Here is a 23,110-nt window from a genome sequence, read left to right on the forward strand (position 1 = left end):
GGTCTGTTTTACGTCAGGGCCAGCTGGTTCAGGGCGGAACGAACGCCGCCACGTCATCAACAATGAGCGCGATATCCCGTGACGCCTCGCCGTCGATGATATCGCTCGCGGTGCCTCCAAACTCTCCAACACGATCCGAAGCTTCTCGTCATCAGACCAGCGCCGCCGTCGGCCCGTCTCGACAACCTCTAACCGTTCGATCTGAGTACTGCGCTTATGGCCGTCCATAAGGACTGTTACAGCGCAATCGACCTAACCCAACAAGACGGCCCACACCGGAGGGAGACTGAGCAGCCAGCTTACCCGCTATAGCCGATAAGCCGAAGCGCGTATATGCCGTGGTTAGAATGGCGGACTGTGCAGCAATTCGGATGTCACAGCCGAGCGCAAAGGCGAGCCTGACGCCAGCTGCAGGTCCGGAATGGCAGAGCAACCGTACGCGTCCGGTGACGGCCCCTGGTTAGGTCATCTTGAGCGGATGGCCGACCGCGCTTATGCGGCGCGAGCGACGTTCTGAGGTCGCCAATTCCAGGGCATGAGTTCGTGGATGCGCTTGGCGGGATGATCCGGCAGGCGGGCCAGCGCGTCGGCGAGCCAAGCCTGTGGATCGATGTCGTTGAGCTTGGCGGTGGCGATGAGGGTGTAGATCGCAGCCGCACGCCGGCCGCCCTCATCGGAGCCGGCGAAGGTCCAATTTCTTCTGCCCACGGCGACAGCCCGAAGCTCGCGCTCGGCGGCATTGTTCGACATGCAAAGCCGTCCGTCATCAAGGAAGCGGGTAAATGCGTCCCAGCGGTTGAGGCAGTAATTGATTGCCTTGGTCGTATCGTTGTTCCTGGAGAGCTTGACGCGCTGCTCGCGCAACCACGCCTCCAGTTCGACGATCAGGTGGCGGCTACTCTCCTGACGCACACGCAGGCGCTCCTGCGGAGCAAGGCCGTTGATCTCGCGCTCAATGGCGAACAGGACATCGATGCGCTTGACCGCCTCGGCCGCGATCGGCGCCTTGGTGAGCCGTGCCAGATCAAAGAACTTGCGTCTGCCGTGCGCCCAGCATGCGGCCTCGATGATCGGGCCGCCCTTGCGATTGGCCTCGTAGAGCCTGCCAAAGCCGGCGTAGGCGTCGGCCTGCATCAGTCCGGCATAGCCCGCCAGATGCTGCTCCGGATGCGCACCGCCACGATCGGGCGAGTAGAAGAACACGGCCGCCGGCGGATCTGGGCCGGCAAACGGACGGTCGTCGCGCACGTAGGTCCAGAGCCGGCCGGTCCGGGTCTTGCCCTTGGCCAGGACCGGCACCGTGGTGTCATCTGCGTGGATGCGCTCGGCTGCGAAGACGTGGCTCCGGATCGCATCGACCAGAGGCATCAGGGTTGCCGCGGAGGCACCTACCCAGTCCGCGAGCGTCGATACGTCGAGATCGATGCCTTCACGCTGGTAGACGTCGCTCTGACGATGAAGCGGCAGGTGCAGGCCGTACTTGGCGAACAGGACATGGGCCAGCAGCTTGGGCCCTGCACGCCCGCGCGCAATCGGATGCGAGGGAGCTGGCGGCTGGGTGATCGATTCGCAGGCCCGGCAGACGAGCTTCTCGCGCACGTGCTGGATCACCTTCCACTGGCGCGGAACGAGTTCCAGCGTCTCGGTCACGTCCTCGCCAATCTTGCGCAACCGGCTGTCGCCGCAGCACGGGCAGGTCGCAGGCACCGGATAGGCAAGGCGCTCCCGTGGCAAATGCTCCGGCAGCGGCCGGCGGGCTGGTTTGCGGCGCTCGAACGATGGCACCGCAATCTTCTCGGCGGCTATCTGCGCTGCGGTCTCAGCTTGCGCCGCGGTCTCCTCCAGATCGGCAAGCTGTAGCTCGAGCTGGTCCAGCAATGCGCCTCGCTCGGAGGACTGTCCGAACTGCTCGTGCCGCAGCTTCTTGATCGTGAGCTTGAGCTTCTCGATCAGCAAGCTCCCCGCTTGGGCCTCGGCTTCCGCGGCCAACCGGGCCGCCCGCTCGGCGCGCAGCATCGCCTGCAGCGTGGTCACATCATCCGGGAGAGAATCATCGGCGCCCATCGCCGACCAGAGAATCACAAGACGCGGTCTCTGTCCGAACCGCTGATCCTGCTACCGATTCAAATCCCAGCGATCAGCCGGCCGCCTGCGGACGCCAGGTGTGTTGCGGCATCCGCCAGTCGATGCCCTCAAGCAGGTAGCCAAGCTGGGCTGGGGTGATCGTCACCACGCCATCAGCCGACGACGGCCACAGGAACCGGCCGCGCTCCAGCCGCTTGGCGTAGAGCGACATGCCCAGTCCATCGTACCAAAGGATCTTGATCAGCTTGCCGCTTTTGCCACGGAACACGTAGAGGTCGCCGCCGTGCGGGTCGCGCCTAAAGGCTTCCTGCACCAGCAAGGCCAGCGAGTTCATGCCGCGGCGCATATCGGTGTGGCCGGTCGCAATCCACACCCGTACGCCCGACGGAATGGGGATCACCGCGGCCATCCATCGGCCAGTGCCGCGACCGCGGCCTTCAGCGTCGCCGCGTCGACCGCGCCCGTGATCCGCATCCGAGCCCCGGCCGCAAACTCGATCTCGATCGCGCCGCCGCCGGCCGGCCCGACCGGACCAGGCGTCGGCCCCGATTCCGCGACCACCATCGCCGGTACGAAGCCCGTTTGATGGGCGGCATCCTTCGGCTCGGGGCGAAACGACCGTCGCCATCGGAGCAGCAACGAGCGCGAAACGCCATATCGCCGCGCCGTCGCCGCGACCTGGCGCGGCGCCTGTAAGCTCTCCAGGACGATCTTGAGCTTCTCATCCTCGGACCAGCGCCGCCGCCGGCCTGTGTCCACTACTTCCAGCCGTTCGACTTGGGCACTGCGCCTATCACTGTCCATAAGGACAGTTCTCAACAACACGCCTCATTCGGCAAGGCGGCCTTCACCGGACGGATACGAGCAACCGTCGGCGTTCTCATAGTAACCAGCGCCCCGCACACGGCTTTGCTGTTCTTCTCGCACCGATCGCTTCGGCAAAGCGAAACGAAATAGGTCCTGTGTGCACTCCGGGCAGGGGGCGCTTTCATGTGCCGTTGAAATTTGGCTTCCGCTTTTCCGCGAAAGCACGCACGCCCTCTTGATGATCTGCGGACAATTCTGTTCTGATCAGGTTATCTGCTTCAAAGTCCATTGATTCCTGAAATTTTGCGGTTAGGGCGTGGTCTAAGTTGTCCTTCATGCGCCCGTACGCAAACGTCGGCCCCTCCGCAAGCAAGGTGGCAAGCGCAAGAGAATTGTCCTGCAACTCTGCGTCAGGCACGACACGGTTGACGAGCCCAAGCGTCTCCGCCCGCTGCATGTCTATGCGCTCTGAGAGAAACATGAGCTCACGCGCGCGGGACAAGCCGACAAGGCGCGTCAACAGCCACGCTATTCCGCAATCCCCAGAAAGAGCGACCCGCGCATAAGCAGTTATGAGAACAGCGGACTGTGACGCGATCCGAATATCGCATGCTAGCGCAAGCGCCAGGCCCGCTCCGGCCGCTGCACCTGGGATGGCTGCAATGGTGGGCTTACGCAAGGCGACCAAAGCGCCCCAGATCATTCGTTGACTTGCGCGCAAATCGGCCACGCGCTCGTCGAAAGTCAGATCTGCCGTCACGGCCATATTCTTGACGTCGCCGCCAGCGCAGAATGCACCACCTGCGCCGGTAAGAAGAATAGCACCGATTTCCGGATCTTCGTCGAACTGCCTTAGCAACTTTCCCAATGCAGAGCTTAAGCTCTTTGACAGGGCATTGCGGGACCGTGGCCTGTTGAGCGTGATCACAGCAACACGGCCACGAGTCTCGGCTAACAACTCATCGGTACCTGAGTCAACTTTCGCTTTCCGGGGCATATGGACCTGTCCTGACGCCAAGCGAAGATTGCACCCGTAGCTGACGCTCGCCAGCGTGAGCGTTGGGCGCAAGCCTTCACGTGCTTGGCATGATGTTTCGAGTTGCTAAAGGTGCTTATCGGACTGATGCAGGCCAATAAGGCGGCCTCGGCCTTTGGTTTTGTGAGCGCCAATTGATGGGATACGGGACGCAAAAGTTGATTGCGCGATCCCCCTGATATTTCAGCTTAGTGCCCTCAGGCAGCCAGATAATATCGCCGAGGTTCGCCTCCAGTACTTTGCTATAGTTTTCGCCCGTGACAACCCTCATGTTGCCACCGAGGGCGACAGAGGCTTGATCATATTTTGTTGTCCAATCCACAGAGGCGCCATCAAAGGTCGCAACAGTAGCGCCGAGTGTCTTGCTGATGACTGGACCGATCAAGCTACATGTAGACGAATAACCGCCCTCGTGAACTCGCATTTGGTAATAGACCATGTCTCCCGCCACGAAGTGCATCACTTCAGTTGACGGAGACTCATCAGTCACAGCCGCGCGTGTCTCCCAGTCGACAGGGTATCTTCCGTAAAACACCTTAGCTTTTTCACCCTCGTACCTTAAACTTGTGCCCTTCGGTAGCCAGATTACATCGCCGAAGTTCGCTTCGATCACACGGCCATAATTCTCCTCGGTTCGAATTCGGAACAATCCCTCCAGCACGACAACGACTTCATCGTAGTTGATCTTTCGCTCAATAGAACAACCGTCGTAGGTCGCGACTCCAGCACAAATCGTCTTGCTGATCTCTCGCCCAATAACTTGACATTGAGATGCATACCCGCCTGCCTCGGGATGAATTTGTGAAAAGACCATATCCTTGCTCTTTATTACCAGCGGTTCGGGCATCTTCTTTCTCCTTTCGGTGATCTGCTTTTCCAAGCAGCTTTCTCATGGGTCTGTAACTGATAGCGGATAGATGTTTTGATTTTTAGCGCGAGATGATTGTTGAACGAAGCCGGAACTCAGAGTCGCCGCAACTATGCCGCTCGCGTTCGGCTGCCCAGCCCTCTGACAATTCACCAAGGTGGCAGTTGTGCGTGGACCACGTCTGGACATGACCGATGGCGGAGTCCCGCCGGTAGTGTGCCCGGCCTCTATTCGCTATGGAGCTCATGCTGCCCGCCATGCTAGCCAACGCTCCTGGATGTGTTCTGCATTGGTCTTGCCGTCCGGGCGCTTCTGGACCAGCCAATCCGTATCCTCGGGAATGGTCTTGGCAGCATTCTCCGGATTGATGCTGAGCAGCGGAATCAACCCGGCTGGCAAATGCTTGAGCTGATTTGTATTGGGGCCCGGATAGCCGGTACCCTGCGTCCAGCCGGCTGCAATTTCCGCGCGATTCAGGAAGGCGAAGAATTTTTGTGCATTCGCTGGGTTGGGCCCGCCCTTCAAAATCACCGCGTAGCTGCGGGTCAGCCAAGCTCCATCCCAACTGCATTTGATCGGCGCGCCCCCTCGGATTGCAGCGGTCAGGCGGCCGTCGAACGCGCTGGTCATCGCGTATTCTCCGTTGACCAGGAGTTGAGGCGGCTCCCCACCAGCTGTCCACCACTTCACAACGCGCGGTTTGATCTCATTGAGCTTTTCAAATGCTCGATCGATCTTGTCGTCGGTGAGCGGCCACACGTCCTTGTGTGCGATGCCCGTAGAGAGCAGCGCATGCGGGATGGTATGCTTACCGAGGGGAGCCTCGAGCCCCCGCGGGCCAAGGAACTTCTTGTGGTCCCAGAAGTCCACCCAGTTTTGCGGCCCCCCCTTGGGAAATGCGCGTTCATCATATGCGAGCACTCCGGCTGTCTGATGAATCACAACTGCGTCCTCAAGACGAGCGTGCTGGGGAGTGCCCTCGAGCGACTCTTGATCCCAGAGACTATAATCGATTGGCACGAACATCCCAGCTTCGTGCATTGCTGGATAGCTCTGCGGCACCAGATAGCCAATGTCCCAATCAACGCGACCGGCCTGGTGCATCGCCCTGATCTGGGGCTCGGCGAAATCGGCGACCACATCTACGACTCTGATTCCTGTTGCCTTTGTGAAGGGCTCGTAGACATATCGCCGAACGCCCTCGGTGAAAGAGCCACCATAGCTGTAAACGACGACTTCGCCACTGCCGGCGATCTTGTCATCCGCCCAGACCTTTGTGGCCTTGACGACAAATGGCACGCTTAAGCACATCGCGGCGGACCCAAGTAGCGAGCGGCGGCTCGGGCAGCCATATGAACAGGTATCCCGCTTGGTCATGACGTTCTCCCCTCGTTATGCAGAACCCAGTCTTTATTCCGCGCATGTCTACATGCGATGTAGCGGCGTCTCGACGCATAAAGACCGCAAAAATTAGTCGTATACTGAAAAAAAACACATAATAGTTTTTGCCTTCCGACGATTGCCAGCGACTGCTGCTGCGATCAGCCACTGGGCGGCGAGGGCATTGAACGCAGACACACCAGCGGCTTGCGCAAGGTATTGGATTGTGCCTTTCTTGATGGACCGCCCTCGAACGCCAAGGCGTGTCGCTAATCATCCTATCAGTCCATGGGGATTCCCCTGGGATCGGCGCGTTACGCAAGACGGTTGCGACCTCAGTAGACAGTTCATCGATTTCACGGTTCTGCTACGTCAAGACAACGGGTATGACGGCGAACCAGCCGTCAATACCTGACTCCTACAGGAGTTCTTTGGCGGCTTCGCCAGCTCGCGAAACCCTCGAACGGATCGCCTTTCGGCCGGCGAGCAATGGTAATCCCAAGCAGCAAGCAATGTGTGCGAGGACGAGCAACATCACCGGCGGCTATTTCGGCCCCACTCTAGGGCGGCAGAAGGCGCTGCGTCTATGGTTTGTGCTTTGAGCAGCAGCTTACTCGCGATCGAATTGATCTCTCACAGCTAAAGAGCTTCGTCGACCAGTAACAACGCGGGACCCGACTGATGCTCGCCTGAGCCAATCACCCAGATTCGCCTAAGCGATCTGCACCTCGACCAGATAAGGCCCCGGTGTCGAAAGTCCGCGTGCCAGCTCAATATTGAATTCATCCATTGAAGTCACCCGAGCGGCGGCGACACCCATACTTTTTGCTAATCCGGTAAAGTCGATGTCAGGCCGGCTGAGATCGAGCATATCCAGAGCCTTGCGCCCGACATTTTGCGCCCCGACGTTGGCCAGTTCATCTCGGAGGCAAGCGTACGATTTGTTGTTGAACAGCACCGTCGTAATGTTGAGGCCTTCACGCACCTGTGTCCACAGTGACTGAATGGCGTACATCGCGCTGCCATCCGCCTGCAGGTTGAGCACAGGTCGGTTAGGGCAGGCAATCGCAGCGCCCGTTGCCATGGGCATACCAAGTCCAATTGATCCGCCCATGTTCTGGAGCCAAGTGTGTGGCTGCGAATTCCAAGTTGCAGCGAAAAAGCCGGCGCCAGTCGAGATTGATTCATCGACCACGATCGCATTTTCCGGAATCAACGCGCCAAGTGACTGTGAGAGGCTGGCGCCGGTAATTGCCCCAGTGGCTAGCGACGGCGGCGCAAGCTTCGCGGCCTGGCTTGGAACCGATTGAGCATCCAATTCATCCGCAAGTCGTTCGAGCGCATCCAATGCGTCTTCTTCGCCGCGTGCAAGCGTCAAAACGCCTGTGTCCTCAGAAGCCATCAAGCTTGGCTTGTCGGGATAGGCGAAGAAGGCCACCGGGATGCGGCTACCCACCAGAACAATATGCTTAAGTCCCTCAAGTGTCGCACGCGCTTGGTTGACTGGGTAGGGAAGGCGATCAACCGGGACGCGACCAGCGCCACGCTCGATGCGGCCGACAAATGTTTGCGCCATGATTTTCGCGCCAGTCTTGGCACATATGCGCCCCGCCAGATCAAGGCTACGCTGTCGCAACGCGAGCCCCCCCAATAGCATCATCGCGGGCTCGCCGGAACGGAGCGTCTTGGCGGCATCCTTGATGCAATCTTGCGAAACCTGTGTTCTTTTCGGTGCTTCGCAGACCGCAGCGGGACCGTCACTTTCGTTCCATGCGGTATCAGCCGGAAGAATAAGGGTTGCCACTTGGCCGGGCGGGGTTCGGGCAGCGGCGATCGCCGCCGCACCGTCAGCCGCAACACGCCTTGCATCGGGCGAGGTTCGGACCCAGCCGGAGAAGGGCTTGGCTGCCCCCTCGATATCGGACGTGAGTGGCGCATCGTAGTTGCGATGGTAAGTTGCGTGATCCCCGACAATATTAATTATTGGCGAGGACGCTTTGGACGCGTTGTGCATGTTGGCTAGACCGTTCGCCAAGCCCGGTCCAAGGTGGAGCAGCGTGGCTGCCGGCTTCTCGGCCATTCGGGCGTAACCGTCAGCAGCGCCTGTAGCGATTCCCTCGAAGAGCACGAGCACGCACCGCATACCCTCGACGCGGTCCAGGGCTGCAACAAAGTGCATCTCCGAGGTCCCTGGATTTGCAAAGCAGGTATCCACGCCCCCAGCAACGAGTGTACGTACCAGACTTTCAGCACCGTTCATTAGATTAGTTCCTCGTTATTCTTGGATCGATTCTGCCGTGGAATGATCTCACTAGACCGTGGCACACTCGTTAGAGATAGACTAGGCGCCGGAGCCGATACTTCACCCCTGAAGGGCAAGCGCTGATGATTTCAGGACGGCGCCCTTAGCGAAGAGCCGCAACCAAGCGGGGCAATTTACTGAGTCAGAACTGTTGCATCACTCGCAAGCCAGGAGGCGATACAGGTATCGCCGACTTCCGGCATTGTGTTAGCCGACACGTTGAGGACCTTCGATATCAGCTGCAATCCGGAATCGCTGCGAAATTCGAAGATAGTTGCGTCCCCGACGAATGTCATGCCGGTGATGCGCCCCTGCATCCCGCCCGATGATGTCGGAGCAGCGTTCGCTTCAAGGTGCAAATGCTCGGGCCGCACACATAGCGTGCCGTCGCTGTCCACGCCGGTCCACGGCGCCGCGGGTAGTGTCTCTCCCGCAGGACCGTGCACGATTCCGTCTTTGAGCTCGACGGGGATGAGATTAACCTCGCCGACGAAACCAGCTACAAACAAATCCGCCGGCTTGCGATAGATATCCTTTGGCGCAGAGAGCTGCCGGATCCGGCCCTCGTGCATCACCGCAACACGGTCGGACATGGCGAGCGCCTCATCCTGGTCGTGCGTGACGTAGATCATCGTCTTGCCGACCTCCTTGTGTAGCGTCTTGATCTCGTTCCTGAGATGCTCGCGCAACTTCTTGTCCAACGCGCCCAAGGGTTCATCAAGGAGAAGAACGGGTGGATCAAAAACCAGAGCCCGCGCTATCGCTACTCTCTGCTGCTGACCGCCCGACATTTGGTGGGGGTAGCGCGAGGCCAAGGTACCGAGATGCACCTGATCCAGGATGCGACGCACCCGAGCTTCGATCTCCGCCTTTGCCAGACGTCGCATCCGAAGCGGATATGCAACGTTCTCGGCGACCGTCATGTGTGGGAACAGTGCATAATTCTGGAAGATCACGCCGAGCTCGCGGCGGTGAGGCGGTAGACGCGTAATGTCCCTCCCATCCAGCAGAACCTGGCCGTTGTCCGGCATCTCGAAACCGGCGATCATCATCAGAGTGGTCGTTTTTCCGGATCCGCTCGGGCCCAGCAACGAAATGAACTCTCCGGGCGAGACGGAAAGACTGACATCATCGACGGCCACCGCGCTACCGTAGCGCTTCTGCAGGTTGTGCAGCGCAATGCCTCCGGTTTTCACATCAGGGTTGCTCACGGTCGCTTTCATCAACATTTCAGCTCCCTAGGGTACATTCGTCATTGGTTTTCGTTAGATCTGCGCGCCCATTCAGGGCCGTCAGTTATTTTTCTTCCGTCTCAGCAGCGTACCGACAACAATAACAATCGTCGCAAACAGCATCTGCAGCGTGGCTACGGCGGCAATCGTGGGACTGATGTCCTGCCGGATTCCCTCCCACATACGCATCGGCAAGGTCGTGATCTTTCCGATGCCAAGGAACAGCACGTAGACAACGTCGTCGAACGAGGCCAGGAACGCAAAGAAGCTCGCGACGATAAGCGCCGGCATGACCAGCGGCGCGACGATCGTGCGGAAGGTCGCCAAAGACCCGGCGCCAAGGCTGCGAGCCGCACGCTCGTAGCTCGGATTAAGGTCGCGCAGATTGGCAACGACAATCACCACCACGTAGGGGATGGCGTGGACCGCGTGGCCAAGTGCCAGGCCGAACTCGGTGCCCTGCAGCCCCAGCCGCGCCAAGAGCAAATAGGTCGCGACCGCCACGATAACAGTCGGCATAATAATCGGTGAGAGCAAGAGACCGACCATGGCTCCTCGACCGGGCATGGCACCGCGCGCCAGACCGAAGGCAAGCATGGCACCCAGCGTAGTCGCCATGGCGACCGCCATCAGCGCAACGCGGATGCTGGTGACGGTTGCGCGTACCCACAGCGTATCAAAAAGAAAGGCTTCGTAGTTGCGCAGCGAGTAGCCCGGTAGAGGAAAGACAAAGTAGGACGAGGCGCTGAACGACAAGTATGCAACGATTACTACGGGCAGCAAGAGAAGGACGGCCAAAAAGCTTGCCAGAATCGGGACACTCCGACCTCCCAGCGAAGGAAGCCAGCGGTCAAGTGCGTTTGCCGCGGAGCCGATCCGCATCAACATTTTAGCACCTATCTGCCGCCGAGCAACGGTCGAGCCGAGCTTGCCGTCGGAGAATCCCAGGAGCTGCTCTATGGGGAAGAAGCGCGAGCCAATCCACAATATGGTGAGGACAGAGACCAGGAGGACCACGGAAAGCGCAGCGCCGAAATCCCAATTGAGTTGCTCAAGGATCTGGGTGCTGATCGCCATGGTGATCATGACGTCTGACAGACCACCCATCAACGCAGGCGTGATGTAGAAGCCAAGACAATAGATGAAGACGAGCAGGACGCCCGCAATGAGGCCCGGCAGGCTGAGCGGCAGAAAGATCGTGAGGAAGGCGGCGAGCGGGCTCGCTCCGTTCGCCCTCGCTGCTCGCATAAGCTTTTGGTCAATGCTGGACATGACCGTGTACATCGGCAGGATCATCATCGGCATGACAATGTGGGTCATGCCTAGGATCACACCAAATCGGTTGTAGAGCATTGTGACCGGTTGGGACACCCAGCCGACCTCGAGCAGGAACTGGTTAACGACGCCATTGCGCCCGAGTAGGACAATCCAGGCGAAGGTCCGTGCCAAAGTGCTGGTGAAATAGGGCAGCACCACGCCGATTAGCAAAAAGGTGCGCAACGCGATTCCGCCCGTAGTGAGCGCGTAGGCGATGGGATAACTAAGCACGAAGGCAACCGCAGTCACGGTAACGCTGATCTCCAGCGTGTTGCGCATCACCGTCAGGTAGACGGGGGTGTCTCCGATGCGCAAGAAATTCGCAAGCGTCCAGTTTGGCATCCCAAATGACAGCAACAGAAGCCCCGTGAGCGGCACGACAAAGAGCACCACGAGGAAGACGGTCCCAGGCACCAGCAACCAAGCCCACCGAGTGGGCCTGGCCTTCGATGAACCGGGAAAGGACGTCTCTCGACCTTCAATCCCTGTGGAGCTCACTGCGCCCTCCATGTCAGCCAACGCTCCTGAATGTGATCTAGATTGGTCTTTCCGTCAGGACGCTCGGCCGCAAGCCAAGCGTCATCCTGTGGCACGAGTTGCGAGGCGTTCTCCTCCGTGACGCTGAGCAGCGGAATGAGATTGGCCGGCAGGTGCAGCAGCTGATTCACATTCGGACCTGTAAGATTTGTACCAAGCGTGAAACCAGCAGCGCTCTGGGCCCGATTCAGGAACGCGACGAATTTCTGAGCGTTTGCGTTGTTAGGACCGCCTTTGAGCACTGTCCAGTAGACATAGACCAGATTACCGCCGCTCCACACCATACGGATGGGCGCCCCCTGACGGATGGCCGACAGCGCACGACCATCGTAGCAGCTCGTCATCACGAACTCCCCATTGGTCAACGCTTGAACAGGCTCCCCTCCAGCCGTCCACCATTTGGCGATATTGGGCTTGATCTCCGCGAGCTTCCTGAGAGCCCTCTCGACCTTGTCGTCAGTCAGAGGCCAACGATCCGAGTTTGGCACGCCGTCAGCCGCGAGCGCCAAGACCATATGCCGAGCGACCGCACTGAGGCCACGCGGCCCGGGGAAAGCCTTGACGTTCCAAAAATCGGCCCAGTTTTGTGGCCCTCCTTTCGGAAAGGAACGCTCATCATAAGCGAGCAACGTCGTCGAACGAAACGCGACGACTGCGTCACTGAGGCGAGCACTCTGCGGCACCCCCTTAAGCGCTTCATCGTCCCACAAACTGTAGTCGACGGGCTGAAACAAACCAGCCTGATGCATGGTCGGGTGGTTCTGACCATCTATCAAAGCGACATCCCAGTCGACGCGCCCCGCGCGAGTCATTGCTCTCACTTGGGGTTCTGCGATGTCAGCGGTCACATCGACGACAGTGATTCCCGTCGCTTTCGTGAAGGGCTCATAAACATATTTTCGCACACCTTGCGTGTACGACCCTCCGTAGCTGAAGACTACGACCTCTCCACTGCCGGCGAGCTCTTCCTGCGCCCAGGCAGCGTTGGCCTTGGCCACGAACGGAACGCTCAGCAGAGCAGCCGTCGCTCCAAGAAATGAGCGTCGATCCAGGCCACCATGCAAACGGCGAACGCGATCATTTTTGGTCATGTCACTCCTCCCCAACTTGGCGCAGCACTACATCGTTTCCTTGGACACTTTACACCGTCTACCGGCGTCCGGACGCGCAGAAGCAGCAAAGGAAGGCCGAACCCAGCAGTAAATCTGCATGCATGCACTCTCCTTTTCTCGATTTCACCACCAGCTTCCTCGATTTCACCACCCGGCTTTGACGGATGGCGGCACGGCGACCGCCTCCGCATATCCCTCGCCACGCTGGCGGCGATCGGTCTATCTGGCGGAGGCAGCATTGCCGTTTCACCACGCGAGGGCATCGACGCGCGGAGGGGAGATCGGCGCGTTTAACTCATCCCTTGCGCGTGTTGATTGACCACAAAGCGGGACTATCCACAGCGAGATCTCAGCGCCCCCACATTCCGGCTGCAACAAACCAACCGAAGGTGAGCGGCTTGATATGCCAGTCGGCCAAGATCAAAATGTAAGAACCGGCCTTTCAGATTGCAGACTCCTTCGCAAGTTCGTCCATCACTTGCTTCGTCGCTCGATAGGCAAGCTCAACAATCTCGTCAATTTCGTACTCGGAGACGACGAGAGGTGGAGCAAAACCTAGAATGTCTCCATGCGGCATGGCTCGGGCAATAAGCCCCCGATCACGAGCCGCCTTGGAGATGCGGGCGCCGACCTTGAGCTGCGGATCAAAGCGACGCTTCGTCTGTCGATCGGCAACGAACTCAACAGCACCTAGCAAACCGATGCCCCTAACCTCGCCAACGATTTCCAGCTGTGCAAAGCGCTCCTTCAGCCGCTTCATAAAGTGCGTGCCGACGGTTCTGGCGCGGTCGCTTAGCCGTTCCTTTTCGACGATGTCCAGAACTGCGTTAGCCGCGGCGGCCGCAATCGGATGGCCGGAATAGGTATATCCATGCGAGAACGCCCCGATCCGATCGGCTGCTTCTTCCATGACGGCGTAGACCCTCTCACCAACAATGGCTGCCGAAAGCGGTACGTAACCGGAGGTCAATCCCTTCGCCACCGTTATGAGGTCAGGCTCCATTCCATATAGCGTGCTACCAAAGTCCGCGCCGGTTCGACCAAATCCACAGATCACTTCGTCTGCGATTAGAAGAACGTCATAGCGTCGAAGCACGGCCTGAATTTCACGCCAGTAGCCTTCGGGCGGCGGCGTAATTCCACCCGTACCGAGCACCGGCTCAGCAATAAAGGCGCCGATAGTTTCCGGTCCCTCACGAATAATCAGGTGTTCAAGCTCGGCTGCACGCCGACGAGAAAAGGATTCTTCCGTCTCACCTGGCTCGGCGCCCCAATAGTGATGGGGTACACCCGTATGCAAAATGCCCGGAAATGGCAGATCCATATGATCATGGTAGAACGACATCCCGGTCATCGAACCGGAGATCACTGAACAGCCGTGATAGCCGCGCTCGCGCGAAATAATCTTCTTCTTCTTGGGCTGGCCACGCAAATTATTGTAGTACCAAACAAGCTTAGCTTGGGTTTCGTTAGCGTCCGATCCAGACAGCCCGTAGAATACTTTGCTGGGCTTCCCCGGCGCCATTCGCACCAGGCGATCTGAAAGATTTGCCAGCTCTTCGGTCGTATGGGCAGCATACGTATGGTAGTAGGCCAATTTGTACGCTTGGCGCGCAATCGCCTCGGCGACTTCGGTCCGGCCATATCCAATGTTGACGCAGTAAAGGCCCGCAAATCCGTCGATGTAGCTATGCCCCTGCGCGTCTTCGATGCGGATGCCCTTTCCGCCGGTAATAATCGTCGGATCTCCGATCTTGCCGGTGGCGAACTCCTTAAGTTGGGTGAAGGGATGCAGAACAGTCGCGCGGTCTTTTTCGGCGATAGTCTTGATATCGTTCATTTACGTTTCTCCCAAGCCGTCAAGTCGCCGAAGCAGACGTATTTCAATTCCATGAATTCCTGAATGCCGTGTCGCGAGCCTTCGCGACCGAGCCCGGACTGCTTCCATCCGCCAAACGGAATAGGAGGGCCAGTGAATGACGCGGTATTAACGCCGACCATGCCGTATTCGACCTTCTCGGACACACGCAACGCTCGACGCAAGTTATCGGTGTAGACGTACGCAGCCAGGCCCATTTCGCTGCTATTCGCTCTGGTGAGAACTTCTTCTTCTGAGTCAAACGGAAGTACTGCGGCTACAGGACCAAAGGTCTCCTCCGTGGCAATAAGCATGTCGTCATTGACATCGCTTAGCAGCGTTGGAAGCACAAAGTTCCGTCCATAGGGATGGTCCTGCTTCGCCGAGAAAATCCGCGCACCCTTGGCCACAGCATCGTCAATTTGAGCCCTGCATTTGTTGGCTACAGAAAGCTTCGTCATCGGACCGACATCGGTCGCAGCGTCCAGGCCATGGCCAACTTTCAGACGCCCCACCGCCGCAGCGAAGGCCTCGACGAAGGCATCATAGATGCCTCGCTGCACGTAGATGCGATTAGCTGCCAGGCAGTCCTGCCCTGAGGTCGCGAACTTTGCAGCCATAGCTCCCTTAACTGCCTTCTCCACATCAACATCGTCGAAGACGATAAAGGGCGCGTGCCCCCCGAGTTCGAGCGACACCCTCTTCACGGTCTGAGCGGCCCCCTCCAGAAGCAGACGACCAACTTCAGTAGACCCTGTAAACGACAGAGCCCGCACCCTCGGGTCGTGCAATAGAGGGGCCGACAACTCGATCGGGTTACCGACGACGACTTGAAACACGCCACGCGGGATTCCAGCCTCTTCAGCCAGCCTCGCGAGGGCAAGAGCAGACAGAGGGGTCTCGGGGGCGGACTTCACAATGACCGGGCAACCGGCCGCCAGAGCAGCGCCCGCCTTTCGCGTAATCATGGCGACGGGAAAATTCCAAGGCGTGATCGCCGCCGTGACGCCAATTGGCTGCATCTTCACTTGGAGCAAGCTTGCAGGCTTATGGCTGGGAATCGTCTCTCCGTATGCGCGCTCTCCCTCCGCCGCAAACCACTGCAGGAACCCCGCACCGTACGAAATTTCGGAGCGCGCCTCCGCGAGCGGCTTGCCCTGTTCGCAAGTTACCAGAACGGCAAGCTCCTCCGAATGAGCAACCATCAACGATGCCCAGGACCTCAGGATAGCTCCGCGCCTCTCGGGCAGCAGATCCCGCCATGCGGCAAAGGACCGTTCAGCTGCAGCGATCGCCAGAGCCATGTCTGCGGCACTGCAGCGAGCGACCTCTGCGATCTGCTCCCCGGTTGCCGGATCTACCACAACGTCCCTTTGATCTCCCGTGATCCAGCGACCGTCAATTAGCGCAGCGCCCTGAAGGAAGTCGCGACGGCGCAGCTCCTCCAAATGCCTTTTGGCCAGACCGACTGAGTCTGGGAATTTGTGCCGAGCAGTCGTCTGGAAGGCCATTTGGAAGTCCCGGGGCGCTCATTTGTTGAAATTCCACGAGCAATCAGGATACTAATGTCGCGAACAGATTTGCGTCGCTTTTTCCGATGGTGCGTTGGTTTCCTGCAGGGGACCGTCGTTTCTCGGTGGAATTCACCTGGAGCCTGACTCTTATGCAATATGACCGAACAGACGCCCGCATTCTGGAGATCGTACAAAAGAACAATCGCCTGACGTCTGAAATAATCGGCGAACTGGCCGGACTGTCTGCGACCGCGTGCCAACGACGATTGAAAAGACTCCGCTCAGATGGAATTATCGAGTCCGATGTTTCGATCGTTTCGGCGAAAGCGGTGGGAAGGCCGATTCAGATGCTGGTGCTCGTCAGCCTGGAGCGAGAGCGCGCGGACATCATCGATAGGTTCAAGAAGGCCATCAAATCGTCAGCTGAAGTCGTCAACGGATTCTATGTCACTGGCGACGCTGACTTCGTCCTATACATTACGGCGCGGACGATGGAGGATTATGAGCAATTCACAAGGCGCTTCTTTTATGAAAATCCAGACATCAAGGGTTTCAAGACGATGGTCGTGATGGACCGCGTGAAGGCAGGATTTGCAATTCCCGTTGAGGTTCCGGACGAAGGCTGAGCACAGACACTGCTCCGACGACGATCCGTTTTGCGCTGCTTTTCATCGCCAATACTCATACAACGCGAGAAAGCCGCACCGTTTTCCCTCTATTTATCGAAAGCTCCATTCCGCTAAGGGCAAATCTATGTGCACCGGCGAGTCACGAGTTCAAGCTCGCGAGCATCGTGCGGAACTCTGCCCGAGTTGCCTTTGCAAACTGGTCGCGACTGTTCGAGCACAGCCATCACGGCAGCTCACGGTTCTAGCCAATCGTATTTTGATCAGATGATCGCCCAGAGGCTCTGCAAATCATTTCGCTTCCAGCGAACAGCTGCCCGAGTCCCTCGTGAAAGAGTGCGAATTGGAATATGACCTTGGAACGATGTCGCTGACATTTGGACGGAAGCACGGCAGACACGACCGCGAAGGCCCGATGATCGAATTTCAGCGATCATCTCATGGAAAACTGCGTACTGAAGAGCCGGGTGATTGGGACGTCTTCATTGAAGTACTCGTTGACCCCGAGTTATGTATCAACCGCCGAAACCACCCAGTTGAGCCAGACTCGTAAGACAACGCGCTCAGCTAATGCCTGCCGACGTTCCCCTAGCACTCATCTCATCCAAATTTGCGCGATCGCATGCGCGCCAGGAGTCAGTATGACCGACTCGGCTACCGCCCCGAGCTCCAACGTCGATGGCATTAGCGCCCCTTTGCGCTACGCCACGTTCCGGCGGATTTGGTTGGCGAGCCTGTTGTCCAATCTCGGCATCCTTATGCAGGGTGTTGGTGCGGCGTGGGCTATGACCGAAATGACTTCGTCGGCAGATAAGGTAGCACTGGTACAGACGGCATTGTTGCTGCCAATCATGTTCATTGCCATGCCGGCCGGAGCCATTGCGGATATGTATGACCGGCGAATCGTGACGCTGGTTGCACTTTCCATCGCACTGTGCGGCGCAACCGCCTTGACTGCGTTGGATTGGGTGGGCCTTACTACACCGGGTTCGTTGCTCGTACTTTGCTTTGTGGTCGGCAGCGGCATGGCATTGATGGGCCCAGCCTGGCAGTCTTCCGTTAGTGAGCAGGTGCCGTCTGAGGCACTGCCCGCCGCGATCGCCCTCAATGGCATCAGCTACAACATAGCGCGCAGTTTCGGGCCCGCGATCGGCGGTATCGTAGTTGCGACCGCTGGAGCGATGGCAACGTTTGCGATCAACGCGCTCCTTTATCTGCCGTTGATCGTGGCGCTGTTCCTTTGGAAACGTGCAGCGGAGCCCTCGCGGCTGCCGCGCGAACGCCTCAGCCGTGCCATCGTCTCGGGGGTGCGGTATATTGTCAATTCGCCTTCGATCAAGATCGTGGTGGCTCGCACCATGATAACCGGCATCGTCGGAAGCGCGATCCAGGCGCTGATGCCGCTGGTTGCCCGCGACCTGTTAGGCGGTGGTGCGCAAACCTATGGAATTCTGCTTGGCGCGTTCGGGGTGGGCGCAGTGATAGGAGCTCTTAACATAGGGGAGATCCGTAGGCGCATGAGCAGCGAGGCTGCGGTTCGTGCGTGCACGCTGTCCATGAGCTTCGCTATTGCGGCAGTCGCGCTCAGCCATCGAGCGGTGATCACAGCCGCCGCTTTGGTTTTGGCAGGCGCCGTTTGGACGATCGTGTGGACTCTCTTCAACATTGGAATGCAACTGTCAGCTCCACGCTGGGTCGCAGGCCGCTCGCTTGCAGCTTGGCAGGCTGCATTTTCTGGTGGACTTGCGATAGGAAGTTGGGGCTGGGGCCGCCTCACCGATGCCGTCGGTGTCGATATCACGCTGCTCGTCTCTGCCGCGCTGATGCTGCTCTTGCCGCTGCTTGGGAAGTGGCTGCGCATGCCGCCGATAACCGAGCGCGGCGAGGATGCCGAGATGCTTGCGGATCCTAAGGTCCGGCTTCGGCTGACCTACCGAAGCGGGCCACTCGTCGTCGAAATCGAATATCGGGTGGCGTCTGAAAAGGCGCGCGCCTTCCACAAGGTGATGCAGGACGTACAACTCTACCGTCAACGCAACGGCGCTTATGGATGGTCTATCTCCCGTGATATCGCCGATCCCGAGCTGTGGACCGAGCGCTATCACTGCCCGACATGGCTCGACTATTTGCGGCAACGCAACCGCTCGACACTGTCGGAGCGCGCATTGGATGAACAGGCGATGGCTTTCCACATCGGCCCGGAGCCAGCGCGTATCCGGCGAATGCTCGAGCGTCCGTTCGGATCAGTACACTGGAAGGAATAAGTGCCCGACCGCGCGGTGAGCGAGCTCTAGGCGGTGTGGACTCTAAGGATTCCCTTTTCGGACCAAATCAGATTCAAGACTGCTTTTGGGGAGGCCGTCTTGGGCGTGATGGATCGTTTGGTTTTGAACGACGCGGCATGGGAGCGGATGGCGCCGCTGATCATAGGCCGGGCTGACCAGAAGGGTTCGACCGGCCGCGACAATCGGATGTTCGTGGAAGGTGTGCTTTGGATCGTGCGTACGGGCTCTCCCTGGCGTGATCTTCCGGAAGTGTTCGGAGACTGGAACAGCGTATTCCGGCGCTTCAGTCGATGGAGTGCCAAAAGGGGTCTGGTGCCGCATCTTTGAGGCGATGTCCGATGATCCTGACTTCGAATGTCATTCGGCCCTTTAATTGCGGGATGTTGTCAATCACCTTTTTAAACCTTCTGACGGTAGCGCTCGCGCCGTCGGAGCTGGTCGGGGTTGCGGAGACGGCGCGAGCGCGGCTGATACGTACTTTGCCGGCCAGGCATTGGATCGCCCTGACTGGTTGATGTCTTCGCTGGGGTCATGGTCCTTTCCGAGGTCGCGTAGCGCCTTATGATGATGTCCGGGTCGGACGCCTCAACGTTTGCAGCGGAGTACGGTCGAGCCGCCACCAGCCGAATGAACGAGGTCGCCTCAACACCGTCCCAGCGGGACATCGCCGGTCCGGCAGACCGGACCAGGAACTTGCGAGCAAATATCAGACTGGCTGTGGCTGCCCCCAGTCGAAAGATGTGCCATCGACCCAGATGCAGTGAAGGATGACTGCGATCTTTCGGGCGATGGCGACCTTTGCCTTCCTCATGCCGATCCGCTTGGCGAGCTTCATGCCCCAGGCCTTTAGGGAAGACCACTTTTTGGTTCGATAAAGAAGGACAGTGGCGGCCTCAAACAAGTAGGTTCGGAGGAGCCGGTCGCCCCATCGAGATATCTTGTCATTGATGTCAGTTTCGCCGGATTGGTTGCGCCGAGGTGTAAGGCCGAGGTAGGCACCGACCGTCAACGCCGATCGGAAGCGCAATGGATCGTCGATCGTATGGCGGAAGGTCAAGGCGGTCACCACACCGACACCGGGAACGGTCATCAGGCGGCGCGTCGTCTCATCCGCCTTCGCCAACTGGCGAACTTCATCGTCGAACTTGTTCTGCTGCTGACAGATATGCTCATGGATCAACAGGAGCGGCGATATCACGCTGAGGAGTGGATGATTATCGCCCAATAGCTCGCTGACCTGGTTGCGGAACTGCTGACCGATCGCGCGTGAGAACAGCAAGCCGTATTCTTTGATCAAACTTCGGACCTGGTTCTCGATATCTCGGCGCATGGACACGAGTCGGGATCTCGCGACGAGTATCGCGCGGATCTTTTAACTTTCCTCGCTCTTGACCTTGACCTCCCGATACCAGCCAACCCGCACCAGTTCGGCAAGGCCTCGCGCATCATTCTGATCGCTCTTGTTCATGCGGACGGACAAAGCCGCGTGGGCATGCCGGGCGTCGATGCAAACCACCGGAAGATCGACCCTACGAAGTTCATGCCATAGCCAGCTCGCCATCGCCCCGGTCTCAAATCCGATGCGCTCCGCCTGTGGCGCCCGCTTGCGAAGCAGCGCTGCGAGCACCCCTGGGTCGGACTTTGCCTTTCCTTCGAACAAGACCTGACCCATTTCGTCGACCACACATACTGAGGTCTCTTTTTGCGAGACATCCAGCCCAACTTATTGCTTCATGGCCCCCTCCGATTCGTAAGATTGCTGGAAGGCTTGAAGATAGCAGACCTTTTTGAGCCGCAGGCGCCGTCAGCAATTACGTCATCGTCTGCAACAAAGGCTCTGACGCAATTTTAGTGCAGCTCCGTTTATTCTGCGCCGATTAGTCTAGCTTGAAGCAGATCGATTTTGCCGCGGCCGTACATTTGGCGTTTGACGACGGCGGGTGATCTGCCCCTCGGTCTGTCCGTTGGACCAGGGCAAGGTGATCGCCGCCCGAACCGCCGCTTCATCATTCGTAACGCCGCGGGAAAATGAGGCAACGAGACTGGCGCGAGCCCGCTCGATCCATGGTGATAGCTCGGCGGTAGCTTTGCGCCGGATCATCAAGTGGAATCCGGCGGTGATCTCGCGTGCCTCGACCAGGGTCGGTACGCCAGCTTCGATCGCCACGACCGTGACTGTCTCTGCCTTCGAGAGCGTATCCCGTCCGATCGTCATAAGACGAGCGATCGTTCTCGCCGATGGTGAAGGTTTTCGACATCGGCCTTTTCAGCCCGCCGTCTACGTGTTGTCCATTCTCTGACGACACGAAGAGAGCCTCGGAAGCCGCGCGCCCTTAGGCGCCGCCAAAGGTCAGCCCCGTTTCGGCAGCCGGCGGCCCACTGATCGTCGAGCCATGGCAGGTGCTGATCGAGCGAACTCTGCCGAGTCCGGAAGACGTCATGGTGTTCGCCACGGATCACCTGTCGAACCAGCTGCCTGCTATGGCCGGCTTGGCGCACGATCTGCATGATCGGCGTTCCGGTTTTCGACAGGGCCAAGATAGCCGCATTGGTCTCTTCGCGGCGAAGATATCCTTCATACTGCAGGCGCTCGGCCGCGGTGAGCAGCTTGGGATCGGTGGTTGCCGCCCCGACTGCGCTTCGGATCTGGCGCATCGATTTGCGGACGGCATCGAGGAAAGCCCGACTGGCGTTCTCCATCAAATGCCAACGATCTGCGACCTGTACCGCGTGCGGCAGGGCCTTTGCCGCAGCTTCGCCATATCCACCACCGCGATCGCGGGCGACGATCGCGATCGTGGGATGAGCGGCGAGCTAGGCTTGCTGTCGCGGGCTCACGATCTGGCAGCAGGGTGACGATCCGGCGCCTTTCCAGGTTACAGACGATGCTGGCGTATCGGTGATTGCGCGATTGCGCCGCCAGGCCCAATCATCAATGCCGATGACCTTGAGCGGGTCAGGCGGCGGACGGTGACGACGTCGGACCACGCGCAGGACCGTATCCTTGCTCACCGGCAACATCAGCCGCTTTGCGAAGCCTGCTGCCGGTCGACCACCAAGCGCCAGGCCGAGGTGATGAACGATGGACTCCAGCCTCGCTGTGCGTCGCGCCGACGGCGCCAGAACCCCCTCGGCGAAGCGCTCAGTGAAGATTTGGCGCCCGCACAGGACGGCGTCACCGCGGAAGCGGCGAGCGATCACCAGGAGCTGGACGATCCGCCCCGAGAGCGGCAGATCGGTCACGCGTCGTCGATAGCGGCTATGGACGCGTCGGGAAGCGGCGCGCCCCCAACCGAGACTGGCCCTTCTGGTTTAGAGGGTTGGACCATTCTCTTGGCCGGTCTCAAAACCGGATGGGCGGCCGGCGGCGGGGGCACAGAGGTAGGGACCGGTATATTGTGCAAAGACTCGATCTTTGCGGTCAGCGCCTCGATCTGATCTGCCATCCGTTTCAAATCGGCTTGCTGCGCACCGATGTTGCGATTGAGCTCTGCAATTTCATCAATTGCCTGCCGTTGCCCCAAACGAAACTGCGAGAGAGCTTCCCTAACATCTCGCGGTGCGGGAACTCGCCCTGATCGAATCCTTCTCGCAGCATCCACAATGTCGGACTGGATCTACGGAGCTCCGACTCATGTTTGGCTCAGGCGGTCCCGGCTGAACCATCAAGAAGTCATGAGATCCCGCCGAGCGGAGCTTGACCATCTGCACCTGTCTCCTCTCCCGGAGGCTCCGGCGGATTAGTCTTGCTTTCCAAGCCCTTAATCCGCGGCGACGGATTTACGGGCGTCACAAATCCACCATTTGCCGTGGCGAACGAGGCGGCAGACTCGGTGCCGGTTGATCCTAGATTCCTCGATCGTTCGTAGCGCGACGTCATGGTTCTCCCCCCCTTTGCTAACTTCACGGCGGCTTATGCAGTGACTGAGAACAAACATTCACGAGCAGATCTGCTTGCCCGTAGCCGGACTATGTTGGGTGTACCCGGCCGCGGTCAGTCGTACGGACAGCAATGGCTGCCGTAGGATTGCGATTGCAGACTGCGGCATCCACTACGGGCTGCTCGCACATCGTTCAGCCTCAGCGCGCTGCGTCGCTCTCTGAGCGTCAAGTTGATGCAGACGTCTCCAACGCTATGATTTTCTCAACGA

At 58.9% G+C, this 23,110-nt stretch carries 16 protein-coding genes and 3 pseudogenes; 4 read left to right on the forward strand and 15 right to left on the reverse strand.

Annotated elements, in window-relative coordinates:
- The 7 genes from A3M7_RS47615 to A3M7_RS0134880 form a co-directional block, all read right to left on the reverse strand.
- Window positions 1-228, reverse strand: a 228-nt coding sequence (locus A3M7_RS47615) for a transposase (RefSeq protein ID WP_156937070.1), incomplete at its 3' end; no start/stop codon positions are given.
- A gap of 264 nt (window positions 229-492) precedes the next feature.
- Window positions 493-2,064 carry an IS66 family transposase gene (locus A3M7_RS0134855; protein ID WP_049823886.1) on the reverse strand — a complete coding sequence of 524 codons (1,572 nt, stop codon included), beginning with the start codon at window positions 2,062-2,064 and terminating at the stop codon, window positions 493-495.
- A gap of 73 nt (window positions 2,065-2,137) precedes the next feature.
- Window positions 2,138-2,494, reverse strand: coding sequence for an IS66 family insertion sequence element accessory protein TnpB (gene tnpB, locus A3M7_RS0134860; RefSeq protein WP_198033869.1), 357 nt, complete (start codon window positions 2,492-2,494; stop codon window positions 2,138-2,140).
- Entirely contained in the window at window positions 2,482-2,844 is a 363-nt protein-coding gene (locus A3M7_RS0134865; RefSeq protein WP_371090234.1) for a transposase, read from the reverse strand. Before A3M7_RS0134865 ends, tnpB begins: the two co-directional genes overlap by 13 nt.
- A gap of 229 nt (window positions 2,845-3,073) precedes the next feature.
- Window positions 3,074-3,889 carry an enoyl-CoA hydratase-related protein gene (locus A3M7_RS0134870; protein ID WP_027548065.1) on the reverse strand — a complete coding sequence of 272 codons (816 nt, stop codon included), beginning with the start codon at window positions 3,887-3,889 and terminating at the stop codon, window positions 3,074-3,076.
- Between the two features lie 115 nt (window positions 3,890-4,004).
- A complete protein-coding gene (locus tag A3M7_RS45425; RefSeq protein WP_049823877.1) occupies window positions 4,005-4,808 on the reverse strand; it encodes a hypothetical protein in 804 nt (267 codons plus the stop codon).
- Between the two features lie 231 nt (window positions 4,809-5,039).
- A complete protein-coding gene (locus A3M7_RS0134880; protein ID WP_027548066.1) occupies window positions 5,040-6,173 on the reverse strand; it encodes an ABC transporter substrate-binding protein in 1,134 nt (377 codons plus the stop codon).
- Window positions 6,174-6,414: 241 nt separating this feature from the next.
- Between A3M7_RS0134880 and A3M7_RS51400 the strand changes: the two genes are divergently transcribed.
- Window positions 6,415-6,591 carry a DUF2817 domain-containing protein gene (locus tag A3M7_RS51400; protein WP_371090235.1) on the forward strand — a complete coding sequence of 59 codons (177 nt, stop codon included), beginning with the start codon at window positions 6,415-6,417 and terminating at the stop codon, window positions 6,589-6,591.
- Between the two features lie 297 nt (window positions 6,592-6,888).
- On the opposite strand, the gene A3M7_RS0134885 is transcribed toward A3M7_RS51400, so the two are convergent.
- The 6 genes from A3M7_RS0134885 to A3M7_RS0134910 form a co-directional block, all read right to left on the reverse strand.
- The gene (locus A3M7_RS0134885) at window positions 6,889-8,436 is read right to left on the reverse strand and encodes an acetolactate synthase large subunit (RefSeq protein WP_027548067.1); all 1,548 of its coding nucleotides are present in this window, start codon (window positions 8,434-8,436) and stop codon (window positions 6,889-6,891) included.
- A 176-nt stretch (window positions 8,437-8,612) separates the two neighbouring features.
- A complete protein-coding gene (locus A3M7_RS0134890) occupies window positions 8,613-9,707 on the reverse strand; it encodes an ABC transporter ATP-binding protein (RefSeq protein ID WP_245284387.1) in 1,095 nt (364 codons plus the stop codon).
- A 63-nt stretch (window positions 9,708-9,770) separates the two neighbouring features.
- The gene (locus A3M7_RS0134895) at window positions 9,771-11,441 is read right to left on the reverse strand and encodes an ABC transporter permease subunit (protein ID WP_245284388.1); all 1,671 of its coding nucleotides are present in this window, start codon (window positions 11,439-11,441) and stop codon (window positions 9,771-9,773) included.
- Between the two features lie 80 nt (window positions 11,442-11,521).
- Window positions 11,522-12,655 carry an ABC transporter substrate-binding protein gene (locus A3M7_RS0134900; protein ID WP_049823879.1) on the reverse strand — a complete coding sequence of 378 codons (1,134 nt, stop codon included), beginning with the start codon at window positions 12,653-12,655 and terminating at the stop codon, window positions 11,522-11,524.
- 463 nt (window positions 12,656-13,118) lie between these two features.
- Window positions 13,119-14,516 (reverse strand): aminotransferase, encoded by a 1,398-nt coding sequence (locus A3M7_RS0134905; RefSeq protein ID WP_027548071.1) that lies wholly within the window; start codon window positions 14,514-14,516, stop codon window positions 13,119-13,121.
- Window positions 14,513-16,045 carry an NAD-dependent succinate-semialdehyde dehydrogenase gene (locus A3M7_RS0134910; protein ID WP_049823880.1) on the reverse strand — a complete coding sequence of 511 codons (1,533 nt, stop codon included), beginning with the start codon at window positions 16,043-16,045 and terminating at the stop codon, window positions 14,513-14,515. The genes A3M7_RS0134905 and A3M7_RS0134910 overlap by 4 nt, the downstream gene beginning before the upstream one ends.
- Before the next feature lie 152 nt (window positions 16,046-16,197).
- Here A3M7_RS0134910 and A3M7_RS0134915 point away from each other — a divergent pair, with 152 nt between their 5' ends.
- The 3 genes and pseudogenes from A3M7_RS0134915 to A3M7_RS47620 all read left to right on the forward strand — a co-directional run.
- Entirely contained in the window at window positions 16,198-16,674 is a 477-nt protein-coding gene (locus tag A3M7_RS0134915; RefSeq protein ID WP_027548073.1) for an Lrp/AsnC family transcriptional regulator, read from the forward strand.
- Window positions 16,675-17,315: 641 nt separating this feature from the next.
- Window positions 17,316-18,938 (forward strand): MFS transporter, encoded by a 1,623-nt coding sequence (locus A3M7_RS45430; protein ID WP_049823881.1) that lies wholly within the window; start codon window positions 17,316-17,318, stop codon window positions 18,936-18,938.
- Between the two features lie 99 nt (window positions 18,939-19,037).
- Window positions 19,038-19,314 (forward strand): annotated as a pseudogene (locus A3M7_RS47620) (transposase); the annotation flags it as partial.
- 351 nt (window positions 19,315-19,665) lie between these two features.
- Here A3M7_RS47620 and A3M7_RS47625 read toward each other — a convergent pair.
- Together A3M7_RS47625 and A3M7_RS47630 are read right to left on the reverse strand one after the other, a co-directional pair.
- Window positions 19,666-20,676 (reverse strand): annotated as a pseudogene (locus A3M7_RS47625) (IS110 family transposase).
- A gap of 146 nt (window positions 20,677-20,822) precedes the next feature.
- Window positions 20,823-22,244: pseudogene (locus tag A3M7_RS47630) on the reverse strand (ISL3 family transposase); the annotation flags it as partial.
- Window positions 22,245-23,110: the final 866 nt, after the last annotated feature.

This window comes from Bradyrhizobium sp. WSM2254 (assembly GCF_000472645.1).
Taxonomy (GTDB): domain Bacteria; phylum Pseudomonadota; class Alphaproteobacteria; order Rhizobiales; family Xanthobacteraceae; genus Bradyrhizobium; species Bradyrhizobium niftali.